The sequence below is a fragment of the Actinoplanes sp. NPDC021490 genome (genome assembly GCF_055562135.1).
The window spans coordinates 232043-247761 of sequence record NZ_JBVHFW010000013.1 but is presented as its reverse complement, the minus strand read 5'-3'; the positions used below and the strand labels follow the sequence as shown (position 1 = coordinate 247761).

Annotated in this window: 15 protein-coding genes; 10 read left to right on the top strand and 5 right to left on the bottom strand. The window is 71.5% G+C overall.

Translation table 11 applies throughout. The features are described from left to right. Positions 1-245: 245 nt before the first annotated feature. Genes ACZ3I4_RS31075 through ACZ3I4_RS31060 form a run of 4 tightly spaced genes read left to right on the top strand, consistent with a single transcriptional unit; the run spans position 246 to position 3231 of the window. Complete coding sequence (locus ACZ3I4_RS31075; protein WP_465385592.1) at positions 246-947, top strand: class I SAM-dependent DNA methyltransferase; 702 nt, start codon at positions 246-248, stop codon at positions 945-947. A 10-nt stretch (positions 948-957) separates the two neighbouring features. Then, positions 958-1629 (top strand): HAD family hydrolase, encoded by a 672-nt coding sequence (locus tag ACZ3I4_RS31070; protein WP_465385591.1) that lies wholly within the window; start codon positions 958-960, stop codon positions 1627-1629. Then, positions 1626-2300 (top strand): HAD family hydrolase, encoded by a 675-nt coding sequence (locus ACZ3I4_RS31065; RefSeq protein WP_465385590.1) that lies wholly within the window; start codon positions 1626-1628, stop codon positions 2298-2300. Before ACZ3I4_RS31070 ends, ACZ3I4_RS31065 begins: the two co-directional genes overlap by 4 nt. Before the next feature lie 52 nt (positions 2301-2352). Beyond that, positions 2353-3231 (top strand): DUF3800 domain-containing protein, encoded by an 879-nt coding sequence (locus ACZ3I4_RS31060; RefSeq protein ID WP_465385589.1) that lies wholly within the window; start codon positions 2353-2355, stop codon positions 3229-3231. A gap of 46 nt (positions 3232-3277) precedes the next feature. Here the strand turns inward: ACZ3I4_RS31060 and aceB are convergent, their stop codons facing one another. Together aceB and aceA are read right to left on the bottom strand one after the other, a co-directional pair. Further along, on the bottom strand, positions 3278-4903 hold the full coding sequence (gene aceB, locus ACZ3I4_RS31055; protein ID WP_465385588.1) for a malate synthase A: 1626 nt from the start codon (positions 4901-4903) through the stop codon (positions 3278-3280). Continuing rightward, on the bottom strand, positions 4903-6192 hold the full coding sequence (gene aceA, locus ACZ3I4_RS31050; RefSeq protein WP_465385587.1) for an isocitrate lyase: 1290 nt from the start codon (positions 6190-6192) through the stop codon (positions 4903-4905). Before aceA ends, aceB begins: the two co-directional genes overlap by 1 nt. Before the next feature lie 130 nt (positions 6193-6322). Here aceA and ACZ3I4_RS31045 point away from each other — a divergent pair, with 130 nt between their 5' ends. The 4 genes from ACZ3I4_RS31045 to ACZ3I4_RS31030 all read left to right on the top strand — a co-directional run bounded on the left by ACZ3I4_RS31045 (position 6323) and on the right by ACZ3I4_RS31030 (position 9732). Continuing rightward, positions 6323-7762: a helix-turn-helix domain-containing protein gene (locus ACZ3I4_RS31045; RefSeq protein WP_465385586.1), complete on the top strand. Its 1440-nt coding sequence runs from the start codon at positions 6323-6325 to the stop codon at positions 7760-7762. A 131-nt stretch (positions 7763-7893) separates the two neighbouring features. Next, on the top strand, positions 7894-8643 hold the full coding sequence (locus ACZ3I4_RS31040; RefSeq protein ID WP_465385585.1) for a lytic polysaccharide monooxygenase: 750 nt from the start codon (positions 7894-7896) through the stop codon (positions 8641-8643). After that, on the top strand, positions 8628-9188 hold the full coding sequence (locus tag ACZ3I4_RS31035; RefSeq protein WP_465385584.1) for a DUF305 domain-containing protein: 561 nt from the start codon (positions 8628-8630) through the stop codon (positions 9186-9188). Before ACZ3I4_RS31040 ends, ACZ3I4_RS31035 begins: the two co-directional genes overlap by 16 nt. 10 nt (positions 9189-9198) lie before the next feature. Beyond that, entirely contained in the window at positions 9199-9732 is a 534-nt protein-coding gene (locus tag ACZ3I4_RS31030; RefSeq protein ID WP_465385583.1) for a GNAT family N-acetyltransferase, read from the top strand. On the opposite strand, the gene ACZ3I4_RS31025 is transcribed toward ACZ3I4_RS31030, so the two are convergent. The 3 genes from ACZ3I4_RS31025 to ACZ3I4_RS31015 form a co-directional block, all read right to left on the bottom strand. Then, the gene (locus ACZ3I4_RS31025) at positions 9719-10369 is read right to left on the bottom strand and encodes a PilZ domain-containing protein (protein ID WP_465385582.1); all 651 of its coding nucleotides are present in this window, start codon (positions 10367-10369) and stop codon (positions 9719-9721) included. The genes ACZ3I4_RS31030 and ACZ3I4_RS31025 overlap by 14 nt on opposite strands. Positions 10370-10449: 80 nt before the next feature. After that, positions 10450-11088, bottom strand: coding sequence for a response regulator (locus ACZ3I4_RS31020; RefSeq protein WP_465385581.1), 639 nt, complete (start codon positions 11086-11088; stop codon positions 10450-10452). Beyond that, positions 11085-12278 (bottom strand): sensor histidine kinase, encoded by a 1194-nt coding sequence (locus ACZ3I4_RS31015; RefSeq protein ID WP_465385580.1) that lies wholly within the window; start codon positions 12276-12278, stop codon positions 11085-11087. The genes ACZ3I4_RS31020 and ACZ3I4_RS31015 overlap by 4 nt, the downstream gene beginning before the upstream one ends. Before the next feature lie 150 nt (positions 12279-12428). Between ACZ3I4_RS31015 and ACZ3I4_RS31010 the strand changes: the two genes are divergently transcribed. Together ACZ3I4_RS31010 and ACZ3I4_RS31005 are read left to right on the top strand one after the other, a co-directional pair. Beyond that, complete coding sequence (locus tag ACZ3I4_RS31010) at positions 12429-13181, top strand: ABC transporter ATP-binding protein (protein WP_465385579.1); 753 nt, start codon at positions 12429-12431, stop codon at positions 13179-13181. Beyond that, complete coding sequence (locus ACZ3I4_RS31005) at positions 13178-15709, top strand: FtsX-like permease family protein (protein WP_465385578.1); 2532 nt, start codon at positions 13178-13180, stop codon at positions 15707-15709. Before ACZ3I4_RS31010 ends, ACZ3I4_RS31005 begins: the two co-directional genes overlap by 4 nt. Positions 15710-15719: the final 10 nt, after the last annotated feature.

Below are 15719 nucleotides of genomic sequence, written 5' to 3'. Positions count from 1 at the left end.
GAGTCGCAACGGCTCCGCGATGTCGCAACGGCTCCGCGATGTCGCAACGGCTCCGCGATGTCGCAACGGCTCCGGGGAGTCGCAACGGCTCCGCGGCGCTACGCGGCAACTCGCGACGGCTGACGACACCTCGTGACGGCCTGCGGGCGGGCATGGATTTTTTGTCGTACCCGGGTGGCAGGGTCTGCGCATGACGAAGAACCGCTCTGTTCCCGGCCCGACCGCCGTGCCCGTACGGTTGCCGCATGCACCCGGCCGCGCGGCCGTTCTACGGGCTCCACGCCGAGGCCTACGACCGGCTGATCACCGATCCGGTCGAGCCCTGGGTGGAGGCGGTCCATGACGAGCTGCGGACGGTCCCGGCCACGATTCTCGACGCGGGCTGCGGCACCGGGCGGCATGCGGCGGGGTTGATCGCCCGGGGGCATCGGGTTGATCTGGTGGACGCGTCGCCGGGGCTGCTGACCCAGGCGGCCGCGCGGTGTCCCGACGCCCGGGCCTGGGTGGCCGATCTGTGCGCGCTGGAGACGGGGCCGGTCTACGACGCGGTGACCTGCCGGGGTGTGCTCAACGATCTGGTCACGGACGAGGATCGGGCAGCGGCGATGCGGTCGCTGGCCGGGAGCCTGGGCCGGCACGGGGTGCTGTTTCTCGACGTCCGGGAGGAGGCCGGGTCTCGACGGCGTGCGGACGGTTCCGTGCGGACGAAACGGGCGGGACGACTGACGTTCGCCGCTCGCACGACGTGGCGCGACGGGTTGCTGCACGTCGAGGAGACGTATCGAGAGGGTGAGGGGCCGGCGATCCGGTACGAGTTCACGATGCGGCCGTGGACCGAGGGTGAGCTGCGCGAGCGGCTCGGCGCGTGCGGGCTGCGCGATGTGCGGATCGGTCCGGGGGCGGGGCGGCGTACGGGGGACCGATTGTTCGTGGTTGCGCGCTGTTAGCCTCGGGCCGGTGGAGGCCGTCGTGTTCGACCTTCTTTACACGCTCGTGCATCCCCGCGGTCCGGGACGCAACGAGTGGCTGGCGCGGATCCTCGGGATGGACGTGGCCGTGCTCAAGGAGCGGTGGCGCGAGTTCGAACCGGTTCTCGAGTCGGGCCGGGGCCGGCAGACCGAGCTCGAGTGGATCCGTGACATCGCCCCGGGCGTGACGGCCGGCGACCTGGCCCGCATCGAGGCCGACTGGGACAGCGACCGGCGCGAGGCCCTGCTCAACCCGCCGTCGTCGACGATCGCGACCCTCGAGGTGCTGCGCGATCAGGGCACGAAGGTCGGCGTTCTGAGCAACACGCACGCCCTGGAAATGCGCGCGTGGCCCCGGTCGCCGTTCGCGGGGCTGGTCGACGCCGTGGCCCTGTCGCACGAGATCGGCGCCTGCAAACCCGACGTCCGGGCGTACCAGCGTGTGCTGGAATTTCTCGGTGTGCCGCCCGCCGAGGCCGTTTACGTCGGGGACGGCAGCAGCGACGAGCTGAACGGCGCCCGCGCGGCCGGGTTCGCGCTGGTCGTGCTGGCCGAAGCGGCCGCGGCCGAACACGCGCCGCACGACCTGCCCCGGCTCCGCGCGCAGGCGGACGCGTCCGTGCATTCGCTGACCGACGTCGTGGCCCTGGTCGCCCGATGACGGTGATCGTCGCGCCGGCCGCGCGAAGACGTGTGGGCGAGTTCGCGCTGGCGGTCTGCCTCGGGGGTTCCCGGGGGTGGGATCCGCGGAGCGGAGAGACCCTGTGGCGCGAGCTGATCGGGCCGGCCGAACTGCGCGGGCTGGCGGACTTCGTCGGGGAGCTGCCGGGGGCCGGGATGTCGGTCTTCGGGCTGGACGGACGAATCATGACGCCGGGGCACGTGGTGTTGCGTGGGGGCCCGCCCCGCGAGAAGTGGCGGGCGGCCGGGCTGGACGAGGTTTGTGCGGAGCCCGCGTACGCGGCCGACATCCGGCATCCCACGTGGAGCTCCGACCAGCTGGTCGCGGGGCTGGCCGCGGCGGGGCTGACCGGGCGGGTCAACGTCACCTACTCCGGGAGCAACCTGGTCGACATCGGGCCGCTGGGCGTCGACAAGGGCACGGGCGTACGGCGGGCTCTGGCTCTTCTCGGCATTGATCCCGCGACGGCCGTGGCGTTCGGCGACATGCCCAACGACCTGCCGATGTTCGCCTGCTGCGGGCGGTCGGTGGCGGTCGGCAACGCCCACCCGAGGGTCAAGGCCGCCGCCACCTTCACTACCGGGCGGGCCGCGGACGACGGCTTCTCCGCAGCCCTTCTAGATCTGTTGGGCGGGAGTTGCAGATCATGAGCCGAGGGCAAATCAGATCGACACCGTACGCCCGACGGAGTGCAATGGCGGCATGAGGTCGCCTCTGCAGGGTGGGCTGCTGCCGGTGCAGGCGGGGGCCGGGCCGGTTGTGGAGATCGCGTGTGACGAGTCGGGGTTCTCGGGCACCAACCTGTTGCATCCGGGCATGCCGGTGATCACGCACGCGAGCGTCGACCTGAGCGTGGACGAGGCCGTCGAGCTGATCGCGCGGTTGCGGTCGGGCGGGGTGGAGCCGGGCGAGTTCAAGGCGGGGCGGTTCCTGCGCTCGGGCGAGGCGGTCGAGTGGTTCCAACAGGAGCTCCGGGGCCGCGCGTTCGTGCATGTGATCGACAAGAAGTTCTTTCTCGTCACCCGCATCGTCGACCTGCTGATGTTCGAGCCTTCGTACGCGGCCGGCACCCGGCTCACGCACGATCAGCGGCCGGCCGCCGTCGCGCTCTACGAGGTCGTACGGGAAAGGCCGGGGTTGCTGGCGGCCTTCGCCGAGCTGGTCCGCACCAAACGGCGGCGGCCGGATGAGGAGGCCATGCAGCGGTTCCTTCGCGAAGTGGACGTGGAACCGGCCCGGCTGCGGGCGCTGATGACCCGGCTCGACAACGACGACCGGAGCGTGCCGCCGCCCCTCGAACCGCTGCTGCCGGCGCTGGCCGAGACGGTGCTGTCGTGGAGCGGCGACGGCAGGCGGGTGCTGGTCACCCACGACGAGCAGAGCGCCCTCACCGCCGACCGGCTGGCCCGGCTGCAACAGGCGCTGGCCGGTGACGACGGGGTGTCGCCGCTGGCCGGCGTCGTGATGGCCGACTCCCGGGACGACCCGCGTGTGCAGGTCGCCGATCTGCTCGCCGGAGTGGCCCGGCGCAGGGGCGTGGACGAGACGTTGCTGACGCCGACGTCGTGGCGACCGCCGTAGGGCGCGGCCCCCGCAACCGCGGGGACCGCGCCCTGGCCCGGAACGATCAGACGGCGACAGGCGCCTCATCGGTGACCGGGATGGCTGACCCGCCGGACAGGTGCCGAAGGTAGGCCGGCAAGGTCAGGAACTCGGGACACGTGCGTTCGGTCAGCAACACCGTCAGCAGGGTGCGGGCCTGCCCGAAGCGCCGGGCCGCGTCCTCGTCGAGCGCGCCGGTCTCGCTGAGCACGTCGAGTTCCTCGCGCAGCATGCGGATGACCAGCGCCGAGCTCACCGGGATGCCGTAGTCGGTCGGGGTGGCCGAGTGGATCCACTGCCACAGCTGGGCCCGGCAGATCTCCGCGGTCGCCGCGTCCTCCATCAGGCCGCCCAGCGCGACCGCGCCCCGCCCGTCGAGCCAGGAGGCGATGTAGCGCAGCGCCACGCTTGCGTTGTTGCGCAGCGCCACCTCGGTCACCTGCACGCCCGGTGTCCGGACGTCGAGCAGTTCCGTGGCGGTCACGTGGACGTCCTCACGCTTGCGCACGATCTGGTGCGGTTCCTCGCCCAGCCACTGGTCGAACACCTCGCGGCACGTCTCGACCAGGCCTGGATGCGCGACCCACGAGCCGTCGAAGCCGTCGCCGACCTCGCGCCGCTTGTCCTGCCGCACCTGGTTGAGGGCGCGCTTGGCCGCGATCGGGTCGCGCGAGGGCACCACGGCCGCCATGCCGCCGATGGCGTGCGCGTTGCGGCGGTGGCAGGTGCGGACCAGCAGTTCGGTGTACGCCCGCATGAATGGCGCGGTCATCGTCACCTGCGACCGCTCGGGCAGCACCACGTCCGGGCGGTTCTTGATCATGCTGAACAGGTAGTCCCAGCGGCCCGCGTTCAGGCCGGCCGAGTGTTCGCGCAGCTCGTACAGGATCTCGTCCATCTCGAACGCCGCGGTGATCGTCTCGATGAGCACGGTCGCGCGGATCGTGCCGCGGGCAATGCCCAGCGCCTGCTGCGCGTAGACGAACACGTCGTTCCACAGCCGGGCCTCGAGGTGCGACTCGAGCTTGGGGAGGTAGAAGTAGGGGCCGCTGCCCCGGTCGAGCTGCCGCTGCGCGCAGTGGAACATGTAGAGCCCGAAGTCGAACAGGGCCGCCGACACCGCCCGCCCGCCGATCCGCAGGTGGCATTCCGGCAGGTGCCAGCCCCGCGGCCGGACCATGATCGTCGGGGTCCAGCCGTTGACCTGGTACTCCTTGCCGGACGGGTCGGTGAAGTCGAGCGTGCCGTCCAGCGCGTCGCGCAGGTTGGCCTGTCCGAGCACGACGTTCTCCCAGGTGGGGGAGGTGGCGTCCTCGAAGTCGGCCATCCACACCTTGGCGCCGGAGTTGAGCGCGTTGACCGTCATCTTGCGCTCGGGCGGGCCGGTGATCTCGACCCGGCGGTCGAGCAGGTCGTGCGCCGGCGCGGCGACGGTCCAGGTCGGGTCCTCGCGGATGGCCGCCGTGGACGCCAGGAAGTCGAGCGAGTCGGTGCGGGTGGTCCGGCGGCGCCGGCGGCGCTCCAGCAGCTGGACGCGGCGGGCGCCGAACTCACGGTCGAGGGCGACGACGAACTCGATCGCCTCCGGGGTCAGGATGCCGGCGTAGCGGCCCGACGTCGTACCGGTGATGGTGATCTCTTCGGCGCCCATCAGAACTGCTCCGTCTCGGTCGAGCCCTTGAGGGCGGTGGTCGAGCTGTCGGGGTTGAGCGCGGTCGAGACGGCGTCGAAGTAGCCCGTGCCCACCTCGGCCTGGTGCTTGGTGGCGGTGTAGCCGTCGAGCTCGGCCGCGAACTCGGCCTCCTGGAGCTTCACGTACGCGGTCATCCCGGTCTCGGCGTAGCCGCGGGCCAGCTCGAACATCGAGTGGTTGAGCGCGTGGAAGCCGGCCAGCGTGACGAACTGGAACTTGTAGCCCATCGCGCCGAGCTCCTTCTGGAAGCGCGCGATGTCGGCGTCGTCCAGGTTCTTCTTCCAGTTGAACGAGGGCGAGCAGTTGTACGCCAGCATCTTGCCCGGGTGCTCGGCGTGCACCGCCTCGGCGAACGTGCGGGCGAACTCCAGGTCCGGCTTGCCGGTTTCGACCCAGAGAAGATCGGCATAATCCGCGTACGCCACCCCGCGGGCGATGGCGGCGTCCGGTCCGCTGCGCACCCGGAAAAAGCCTTCCGCCGTACGCTCTCCCGTCAGGAACGGCTGGTCGCGCTCGTCGACGTCGGTGGTCAGCAGGTCCGCGGCCAGGGCATCGGTCCGGGCGATGACCAGCGACGGCACGCCGAGCACGTCCGCGGCCAGGCGCGCCGCGTTCAGGGTGCGGATGTGCTGGCCGGTCGGGACGAGCACCTTGCCGCCCAGGTGGCCGCACTTCTTCTCGCTGGCCAGCTGGTCCTCCCAGTGCACGCCCGCCGCGCCGGCCGCGATCATGCCCTTCATCAGCTCGAACGCGTTGAGCGGGCCACCGAAGCCGGCTTCCGCGTCGGCGACGATGGGGGCCAGCCAGTCGCGTTCGTTTTTGCCGGCCGCGGTGTCGATCTGGTCGGCCCGCATCAGCGCGTTGTTGATGCGGCGCACGACCGCGGGCACCGAGTTGGCCGGATAGAGCGACTGGTCGGGGTAGGTGGCGCCGGCCAGGTTGGCGTCGGCCGCGACCTGCCATCCGCTCAGGTAGATGGCCTTGAGCCCGGCCCGGACCATCTGCGTGGCCTGCCCGCCGGTCAGCGCGCCGAGCGCGTTGATGTAGTCCTCGCTGTGCAGCAGCTCCCACAGCCGCTGCGCGCCCCGCTCGGCCAGGGTGTGCCGTTCCTGGACCGTGCCGCGGAGCCGGACCACGTCGTGCGCGGTGTAGCTGCGCTTGATGCCCAGCCACCGGGGATCGCCGGCCCACGTCCGAGTGAGGTCCGCCGCGGTACCGCCCCTGACTTCGGTCAGCTGATCAGTCATCTGAATATCCCTTCCGTGCCCTGTCGCTGGTGTTTCGTTGGGAAGAATTTGACTCTCGCGCACCTCACAAGCCCCTATGAAGGTGTTTGTGAGCAGAAGAAACGTGAAATTTCTGCTAGCGTCAAAACCCGTGACCGATTCATCGACCGTCGACCTCGTGACGCTCGGCCAGCGCCTGCGGCACCTGCGCAAATCGAAGAACCTGACGCTGGAGCAGCTCAGCGAGGCGGTCGGGCGGGCGCCGTCGCAGTTGTCGCTGATCGAGAACGGCAAACGCGAGCCCAAGCTGTCGGTGCTGCAGGCGATCGCGGGCGCGCTGCAGGTGCCGCTGCAGGATCTGCTGCGGCCCGAGGCGCCCTCCCGGCGGGCCGGGCTCGAGATCGACCTGGCCCATTTCCAGCAGTCACCGGCGTACGGGGGACTGGGGTTGCCGGTGGTGAAAGGCGGGCGGCGGTTGCCCGCCGACGCGCTGGAGTCGCTGGTCGGTCTGCACCGTGAGCTGAACCGGCTGCTGACCGAGCAGAGCGCCACGCCGGAGGTCGCCCGCCGGGCCAACGCGCAGCTGCGGGTCGACATGCGCGAGCGCGACAACTACTTCGCCGAGATCGAGCAGGCCGCGGCCAACGTGTTGCGGTCGGTGAAGCACACCACCGGACCGCTGAGTCAGCGGGGGATTCTCGACATCGCCGCGCAACTGGGCTTCTCGTTGCACTACGTGAACGACCTGCCCGGCTCGACGCGCTCGGTGACCGACCTGGCCGGCCGGAAGATCTATCTGCCCCAGGTGGCCAGCGGCAAGGGTCACGACCCGCGCGCGGTGGTGCTGCAGACGCTCGGGCACTTCGTGCTCGGGCATCCGGAGCCGGCCGACTACGGCGACTTCCTGCGCCAGCGGGTCGAGGCCAACTACTTCGCGGCGGCGCTGCTGATGCCGGAGAAGTTCGCGGTCGAATTCCTGGGCGAGGCGAAGGCCGACCGGGCGCTGGCCATCGACGACTTCCGCGACGCGTTCGGGGTGTCCTACGAGACGGCGGCCCACCGGTTCACCAACCTGGCCACACACCACTTCGGCATCCCCGTGCACTTCACGCGCGTGCACGAGAGCGGCATCGTCTACAAGGCGTACGAGAACGACGGGGTCCGCTTCCCGGCCGACGTCACCGGGGCCATCGAGGGCCAGCCGATCTGCCGTCGCTGGGCGTCCCGCACGATCTTCCAGGCCGACGACCCGTATTCGTCGTTCTACCAGTTCACGGACACCTCGGCCGGCACGTACTGGTGCACGGTCCACATCGAGTCGACGCGGTCGGGCGAATTCTCGGTCACGGTCGGCACCCCGTACGAGCACGCGCGCTGGTTCCGCGGCGGAGACACCTCCCGCCGTACGGTCTCCCGCTGCCCCGACCCCGGCTGCTGCCGGCGCCCGCCGGAGTCCCTGGTGGACCGCTGGGCCGGCAACGCCTGGCCGAGCGCCCGCGTGCACTCGCACCTGCTCGCCGCTCTGCCGCCCGGAACCTTCCCCGGCGTCGATGCCCAGGACGTCTACGAGTTCCTCGACCGCCGCTCCTGAATCAAACGGGCTGTTTCGAAGATCTTGAATCGGACTCTTTACTGTTAACACTCTTTAACTTATGTTTGTCGATACCTGGCCTCGAGCCCCCACTCGGCGCGCCGGTCCCCCATGAAGCGAAGGAGTCCTTCATGAGACGCAGATTCACCCTTCCCGCACTGACCGTCGCCGCGACCGCGGCCGCCCTCACCGTCGGAGTCGCCCCGGCTTCGGCCCACGGCTACATCTCGTCCCCGCCCAGCCGGCAGGCCAACTGCGCGAGCGGGGCCGTCGCCAACTGCGGCGACATCGTCTACGAGCCGCAGAGCGTCGAGGCCCCCAAGGGCTCGATGCAGTGCAACGGCGGCGGAAGCCGCTTCGCCGTGCTCAACGACAACGGCCGCGCCTGGCCGGCCGCCTCGGTCGGGCAGACGGTCACCTTCAACTGGGTGCTCACGGCCCGGCACTCGACCTCGACGTGGGAATACTTCATCGGCAACACGCGTCTCGCCTCGTTCAACGACGGCGGCGCCCAGCCCGGCGCGACCAAGTCCCACACGGTCGGCATGGGCGGCTTCAGCGGCCGTCAGACCGTGCTGGCCCGGTGGAACGTGGCCGACACGGCGATGGCGTTCTACGCCTGCGTCGACGTGAACATCGGCGGCGGTGGCGGCAACCCGCCCACCAACCCGCCGACGACGCCGCCCACCAACCCGCCGACCACGCCCCCGACGACCCCGCCCACCAACCCGCCCGCGAGCGGCACGTGGCGGACCGGTGTCGCGTACTCGGCCGGCAGCGTCGTCACCTACAACGGCCGCTCGTACACCTGCCGCCAGGCGCACACCTCGCTGGCCGGCTGGGAGCCGCCGAACGTGCCCGCCCTGTGGGCCGCCAACTAACCGCGGCGGTCCTGGCCGTCCTGCTCCTGGTCTCCGGCTGCGCCTCGCAGCCGGAGGCCGGCGCGACCCCGGCGCCGGCCTTCAACGAGACCGACGTGATGTTCCTGCAGATGGCCCTGTCGCAGGTCGACGAGGGCGAGCAGGTGGCCACGCTGGCCGGGCAGCGCGCCACGGACCCCGCCCTGCGCACCCTGACCACCGAGCTGCTCACCCAGTGGCGCGACGAATCCGGCACCATGGAACGCTGGCTGCTCGGCTGGCAGCAGCCTTTGCAGGCCAACCCGTCGGCGGGCGTCCACGCCGGTCACGGCGACCTGCACAGCCTGCGCGACTCCGACATCGGCGAGCTCCGGGCGGCCACGGGCAAGGCCTTCGACAGTACGGCGGTGACCCTGCTCCTCGGTCATCTCGGCAACTGTGTCGAAACCGCCCGCATGGAGACGGCCGGGGGTGCCTACCCGCCCGCCCGCACTCTGGGCGAGACCGTCACCCAGCGCCGCCAGGCCCAGATCCAGAAGCTGCTGACCATGGCGGCCCAGCCCTAGAGTCGGGATCATGCCTGCACTCGTCCCGCCCACCGTCCGCCTGCACGGTTCCTGGCTCTCGGCCCGTGACGAGTGGCCGCCGGGGGCCCACATGGACGGCCACGGCGTACGGGAAACCGACGACGTCGACTCCGCGCCCGGCTTCGCCGCCTGGGTTGCCGACCTGCACGCTCAGGAGAACACGGCGATCCCTCCGGTCCCCGGCTGGGTGCACTGCACGTACCGCTGGATCGTCGAGGGCGACGACTACCTGGGCTCGATCTCGCTGCGGCACACGCTGAACCAGTTGCTGGTCGACGTGGGCGGTCACATCGGCTACGGCATCCGCCCCTCGGCCCGCCGCCGCGGCCTGGCGTCGTGGGCGCTGACGCAGACGCTGGGGACGGCCCGCACGATGGGCCTGGACCGGGTGCTGATCACCTGTAACCCTGACAACGTCGCCTCGGCCCGGGTGATCGAGTCGCACGGCGGAGCCTACGAGGACACCCGGACCACCGGCCCGCACACGGTCAAGCGCTACTGGATCGACCTCAGGGACGCGTGAGTCCCCGGCGGCGCTCGCCGATCTCCCACGCCTTGACGTACTGCCGGATCAGATGGACGGTCTCTTCCTCGGCGGTGAAGGTGAGCACCAGGTGCCGCCCGGGGTCGCCGGAGCGGCCCTCGCGGACGGCGTGCACCGCACAGTCCAGTTCGACCTCGCCGGTGCCCAGCCACAACGTTGCCCGCAGGTGGTCCCCGACGGCAAACCTCAGCGAGGGCGCGATCCAGCACCGCAGCCCGCCCTCGCTGATGTCCAGGAGCGCCCCGGCCGCCGGCTCGCCGGACCCCTCGGACACCAGCCGGACGGCCGCCCCGGCCCCGCCGCGCACGAACTGGCGCCGGTTGTCCGGACGGGAGGACCCGGTGGGCGCGAACCTCCAGCGCGACGGATCATCGACGTCCAGCACCCGGCACGGCGCGACCACGCGGGAATGCGGCGTGGCCCAGAAGATGTCGAGGTCCTGACCCGTTTCCAGCGGACCCTTGATGCCCGCCGGCCGGGACACGGTGAACGTGTCCCCGTCGACGGATTCCAGCCGGGCGGGCACGCTCACCTCCTCCGAGGCGACCAGGAAGAGCAGCGTGCCCACCTCCGGCATCTCGAGGGCGATGGTTTCCGAACCGGCTTCACCACTCATCAGTCACCTCTTCGGCGCTTGTGTCCCGCACAGAGTCGTCCGTCTCATCGGCCGGCCCGCCGACGACCTGAGCGCCTGCCTCAGCCGAGCAGGCGGCGCTCCCAGGCCCAGGCGGCGATCTCGACCCGGTTGCGGGCGTTCAGCTTGGTCATGACGCTGCCCACGTGGGTCTTGACGGTGCCTATCGAGATGAACAGCTGGGACGCGATCTCGGCGTTGGTCAGACCTTTGGCGGCCAGGCGGACCACGTCCAGTTCGCGCGGGGACAGGCCGCCGTCGTCGTTGGAGGGGGCCGGGGGTGAGAGGTGCTCGAGCAGGCGCACGGTGATGGAGGGGCTGATCAGGGCGTCGCCGGAGACCGCGGCGCGGACCGCCTCGATCAGCAGGGCCGGGCCCGAGTCCTTGAGGAGGAAGCCGGCCGCGCCGTTGCGCAGCGCCTGGTGGACGTACTCGTCGAGGTCGAAGGTGGTGACCACGACGACCTTGACCGGGTCGGTCACGCCGGGGCCGGAGAGCAGGCGCAAGGCCTCCAGGCCGTCCATCTTGGGCATGCGGATGTCGAGCAGGGCCACGTCCGGCCTCAGTTTGCGGGCCATGGCCACGGCCTCGACGCCGTCGCTGGCCTCGCCGACGACCTCCATGTCCGGCTGCGCGCCGATGATCATGCCGAAGCCGGTGCGGACCATGGCCTGGTCGTCGGCGATCAGTACGCGGATCATGAACTCGTCCTCGGGTCGATCGGGAACGCGGCGTCGACCACCCAGCCGCCTTCGATGCCGGGCATGGCCGAGATGCGGCCGCCGACCGCGCGGACCCGTTCGGTCAGGCCCACGAGACCGTACCCCGGGCGGTCCCGGGGCGCGGGCGTGCGGGCCAGCACCACCCCGTCGTTGGCCACCCGCACCAGCAGCCACTCGGGCGTACGCCGGATCCAGATGTCCGCGGCCGTGGCCGCCGGGGCGTGCTGGCGCACGTTGGTCAGCGCCTCCATCACCACCCGGTAGGCCGAGGTGGAGAGCTCGACCGGCAGCCCGTCGAGCCCGCCGTCCAGGTGCATGCGGGCCTTGGCCCCGCCCGCCGAGTTGAACTGCTCGATCAGCGTGCCCAGGTCGTGCACGCCGGCGACGGGGGCGAGCGGCGCGTCCGGCTTCGACTCGGGGTCGCGCAGCACGCCGACCATCCGCCGCATCGACGCCATCGTCTCGGCGCCCGCCTGCTCGATCTGGTCGAGCGCGTGCAGCACCCGCTGCGGGTCCTGCTCGGCGATGAACTTCGCGCCCTGGGCCTGCACGACGATGCCGGTGACGTGGTGGGCGATGAAGTCGTGCAGGTCGCGGGCGAACTCGGCGCGCTGCTCGGCGCGTACGGCGTCGAAGGCACGCTGCCGTGTGCTCTCGATGATGCGCAGGTAGATGCCGAGGCCGATGGCGGCCGCGGCGGCCAGCGCCTGGATCAGGCCGAAGATGACGTACGCGTAGTCCTGGCCCGCGCGCAGCGGCGCGAAGCTGACCGCGGCCCCGACCACGACCAGCGCGGTGAATCCGAGACCGGCGGTGGAGTGCCGGGCGACGACGTAGCAGACGCCGAGCAGCGCGGCCGACTCGGCGAGACCCCAGCTGGCCCCCGAGGAGCCGTTCGCCGCCATCGTCGCCCCCGAGGCCAGGGTGATCAGCAGCGAGAACCCGCCCACGGCCATGGCCGCCTTGGGCAGGCGGGTGGAGCGCGGCCGGTGCACCGGCAGCCACACCGCGGCGGCCGCCATGGCCAGGAGGACCTTCACGAGGCCCAGCGGCTCGGAGTCGCGCAGCAGACCCTGAGCCACGTCGAAGATTCCGAGCAGCGCCATCACGCCGAGCGCGGCCAGCTGGGCCAGCCGGCGGAGCACCATCCGGTTCGGGTTGTTCTGCATCGTCACCCAGCGTATGCGCTTCGCGGGGGTGTCCCATCGGCCGAAAGTCAGACTCGCCGCCCGGGAGGAGCCTGGCCCGCGGCCGATGTGCCGGCCGATCGGCTGCGCCCATGATCTGCCACGAAGAAAACGCCACGAGTGGGAGAAGAAATGCTGACGCAGAGCGTGGACACATTGGCCGCGGTCGCCGCCGTGGATCTGGTCAAGGTCTACGGGAGCGGGGACACCGCGGTGCGGGCCCTGGACGGCGTGACCGTCGGGTTCGCCCGGGCCCAGTTCACCGCGATCATGGGACCGTCCGGGTCGGGCAAGTCCACCCTGATGCACTGCCTGGCCGGTCTGGACGGCGCCACCTCGGGCCAGGCCCTGCTCGGCGGCACCGACCTGACCAAACAGAGCGACAAGGTCCTGACCAAGGTACGCCGCGAGCGGATCGGGTTCGTCTTCCAGGCGTTCAACCTGCTGCCGCAGCTCACCGCGGCGCAGAACATCACGCTGCCGCTCGAGCTGTCCGGCCGCCGCCCCGACGCGCACCTGTACTCGCATCTGACCGAGACGCTCGGCATCACCAGCCGCCTCGGCCACCGTCCGGGCGAGCTGTCGGGCGGCCAGCAGCAGCGGGTGGCCCTGGCCCGGGCGCTGATGTCGCGGCCCGAGGTGGTGTTCGCCGACGAGCCCACCGGCAACCTGGACTCCCGCTCCGGCGCCGAGGTGCTGCTGTTCCTGCGCAACTCCGTACGCGAACTGGGCCAGACCATCGTCATGGTCACCCACGATCCGGGCGCCGCCGCGTACGCGGACCGGGTCGTCATGCTGGCCGACGGCCGGGTGGCCGGCGAAATCGACCGCCCCGACATCGCCTCGGTCACCGACGCCCTGCAGAGCCTGGCGGCCGCGCGATGAGCGTGCTGCGCACCCAGCTCCGCGGCGTCGCCCGCCGCCCGTCCCGCCTGCTGCTGACCGGCCTCGCCGTGCTGGTCGCCTCGTTCGTCGTGTACGCCACGGTGCTCGCGCAGCAGATCACCGAGCGCAGCGTGCTCAACGGTCTCAGCGGCACCCCTGAGGCGGTCGACGTGGTCGTGCGCAACGGCACGGTCACCACGGCGGAGCTGGCCCGGATCCAGAAGATCCCCGGTGTCGCCGAGGCGGTCGGCCGCGTCGAGAACGGTGGCGAGGTCGGCGGCGAGTTCCTGGCGCTCTCCGGCGACCCCGGCAGTGGCCCGCTGGCCCTGGCCAAGGTCACCGAGGGCCGTTACCCGGTCGCGCCGGGGGAGATCGCGGTCACCCCGCGCACCGTCGAGCGGATGGGTCTCAGGCCCGGCTCCACCGTGAGCTCGCAGATCCGTTACGACGACGACGGCAAACCGCTCGCCAAGTCCAAGCTCACGGTGGTCGGCGTCGTTCAGGTCCGCGACGACTACGGCTTCCAGGCGTACGCTCCCACGAGCACGCTGGTCAAACTGAGCGGATACAACTTCCTCAACCAGATCGACATGCGGCTCGCGCCGGGCGCCGACCCGGCCGCGGTGATGGACCAGGTCAACGCGCTGTTCACGACGGCCAAGCTCAAGCCCGACGAGCGTCCCCAGGTGCAGGACGGCCCCACGGTGCGGCACGAGGAGGCCGAGACCGCGGCGTCCGACGTCAACACCATCTTCGCGGTCATCGCCATGTTCGTGGCGATCGCCGTGGTCGCCGCGGGGCTGGTCGCCACGTCGACCTTCCGCATCGTGTTCGCCCAGCGGATGCGCCAGCTCGCCCTGCTGCGGGCGGTCGGCGCGGGCCGCGGCTCGATCACCCGGGCCCTGGCCGTCGAGGGTGCGCTGACCGGCCTGGCCACCGGCCTGACCGGCGTGCTGATCGCGCTCGGCGTCGGCCACCTGGTCCCGGTCGCGGCCGGCTGGTTCGGAAAGGACATCTCCTCGCCCGGGTTCCCGGCCCTGGCCGCGCTGCTCACCGTGCTGCTCGCCGTCGTGCTGACCGTCGTGGCCGTGCTCGCCCCGGCCGCCTCGGCGTCGCGGGTGTCGCCGCTCGAGGCGCTGCGCGGCTCCGGCACCACCGGCGCGCGCCGCGACATCGGCAAGCTGCGCTGGGCCCTCGGCCTCGTGCTGCTGGCCGGGGCGGCCCTCGCGGCGGCGTACATCGTCACGAACCTGCCGGGCCGCGACCCCAAGAACTACGACCCGCAGCCGATGCTCCTCGCGCTGGTCGCCTCGGGCGCGCTGGCCTTCTTCGCCCTGGTCGCGCTGGGCCCGGTGCTGGTGCGGCCGGTGCTGGCCCTGATCGGCTGGCCGCTGCGCCGGTCGAGCCCGGTCGGCCGCCTGGCCGCCGGGGGAGTGGGCGCCGCCCCGCGCCGGGCCGCCGCGGTCTCGGTCGTCGTCGCGCTCGGCGTCACGCTGATCGCCGGCACGCTGGTCGGCGGCGCGTCGCTGCGGGTGCTGGCCGACCGGGAGCTGGCCGCGTCGGTGCCCGCCGACTACGAGATGCTCGGTGTCGACGAGGTTCCGGTGCCGGCGGCGCTGGCCGACCAGCTCAAGAAGCGCGACGAGCTCAAGGACGTCACCCCGTACCGGCGGATGCAGGTCAAGCTCGACCGGACCGAGGGCCTGGCCGTGACCGACCTGTCGATGTCGGCGCTGCCCGAGCTGAAGAAGCTCGACCTCACCGCCGGCTCGCCGGCCGACCTCGGCCCGGGCAAGATCGTGTTGTCCGGGTTCGGCGCCGACGTCAGCGGCAAGAAGGTCGGCGACCAGATCCAGCTGCAGGCCGGAAAGCACACCGTGAACCTGACGGTGGTGGCCCAGTTCGCCGGGGACGCGCCGTTGCACGCCTCGGCCGTCCTCGACCCGGCCGACCTGACCAGGCTGGGCGCCTCGGCCACCACGTTCTCGGGCGTGCTGGCCAACGCCCGGGCGGGCGGGGAGACCGGGCGTACGAACGGGAACCGGGCCATCCAAGACGCGCAGGTCGCCGCGGGCGGCAAGTGGCGGGTCGACGTGCTGGCCGACCAGCGTGACCAGCTCAACGACAACGTCAACATGCTGCTGATCATCGCGATCGGCCTGGTCGGGCTCACCGTGATCATCGCGGTGGTCGGCGTGGGCACCACGACCGCGCTGTCGGTGGTCGAGCGGGTCCGCGAGTCCGGGGTGCTGCGGGCGGTCGGCCTCTCGCGGGGCGGGCTGCGGACGATGCTGACGACCGAATCCGCGCTCTACGGGGCGATCGGCGCCGCCGTGGGGCTCGCGCTGGGGATCCCGTACGCGTGGCTGGCCGTCAAGACGCTGGGGCTGAACGCGCCCTTCACCCTGCCGTTCGGGCAGCTGGCCATCGTGTTCCTGGTGCTCGTCGCAATGACCGCGCTGGCCGGGGTGCTGCCGGCCCGCCGTGCGGCCAAGGTGAGCCCGGTAGCGGCCCTGGGTGCGGAGTAGCAAAGCGGAT

Excerpts from the sequence above, each read along its gene's own strand:
- ACZ3I4_RS31075 (WP_465385592.1), top strand. The coding sequence starts at position 246 with ATGCACCCGGCCGCGCGGCCGTTCTACGGGCTCCACGCCGAGGCCTAC.
- ACZ3I4_RS31065 (WP_465385590.1), top strand. The coding sequence starts at position 1,626 with ATGACGGTGATCGTCGCGCCGGCCGCGCGAAGACGTGTGGGCGAGTTC.
- ACZ3I4_RS31060 (WP_465385589.1), top strand. The coding sequence starts at position 2,353 with ATGAGGTCGCCTCTGCAGGGTGGGCTGCTGCCGGTGCAGGCGGGGGCC.
- aceB (WP_465385588.1), bottom strand. The coding sequence starts at position 4,903 with ATGGGCGCCGAAGAGATCACCATCACCGGTACGACGTCGGGCCGCTAC.
- aceA (WP_465385587.1), bottom strand. The coding sequence starts at position 6,192 with ATGACTGATCAGCTGACCGAAGTCAGGGGCGGTACCGCGGCGGACCTC.
- ACZ3I4_RS31040 (WP_465385585.1), top strand. The coding sequence starts at position 7,894 with ATGAGACGCAGATTCACCCTTCCCGCACTGACCGTCGCCGCGACCGCG.
- ACZ3I4_RS31030 (WP_465385583.1), top strand. The coding sequence starts at position 9,199 with ATGCCTGCACTCGTCCCGCCCACCGTCCGCCTGCACGGTTCCTGGCTC.
- ACZ3I4_RS31025 (WP_465385582.1), bottom strand. The coding sequence starts at position 10,369 with ATGAGTGGTGAAGCCGGTTCGGAAACCATCGCCCTCGAGATGCCGGAG.
- ACZ3I4_RS31020 (WP_465385581.1), bottom strand. The coding sequence starts at position 11,088 with ATGATCCGCGTACTGATCGCCGACGACCAGGCCATGGTCCGCACCGGC.
- ACZ3I4_RS31015 (WP_465385580.1), bottom strand. The coding sequence starts at position 12,278 with ATGCAGAACAACCCGAACCGGATGGTGCTCCGCCGGCTGGCCCAGCTG.
- ACZ3I4_RS31010 (WP_465385579.1), top strand. The coding sequence starts at position 12,429 with ATGCTGACGCAGAGCGTGGACACATTGGCCGCGGTCGCCGCCGTGGAT.
- ACZ3I4_RS31005 (WP_465385578.1), top strand. The coding sequence starts at position 13,178 with ATGAGCGTGCTGCGCACCCAGCTCCGCGGCGTCGCCCGCCGCCCGTCC.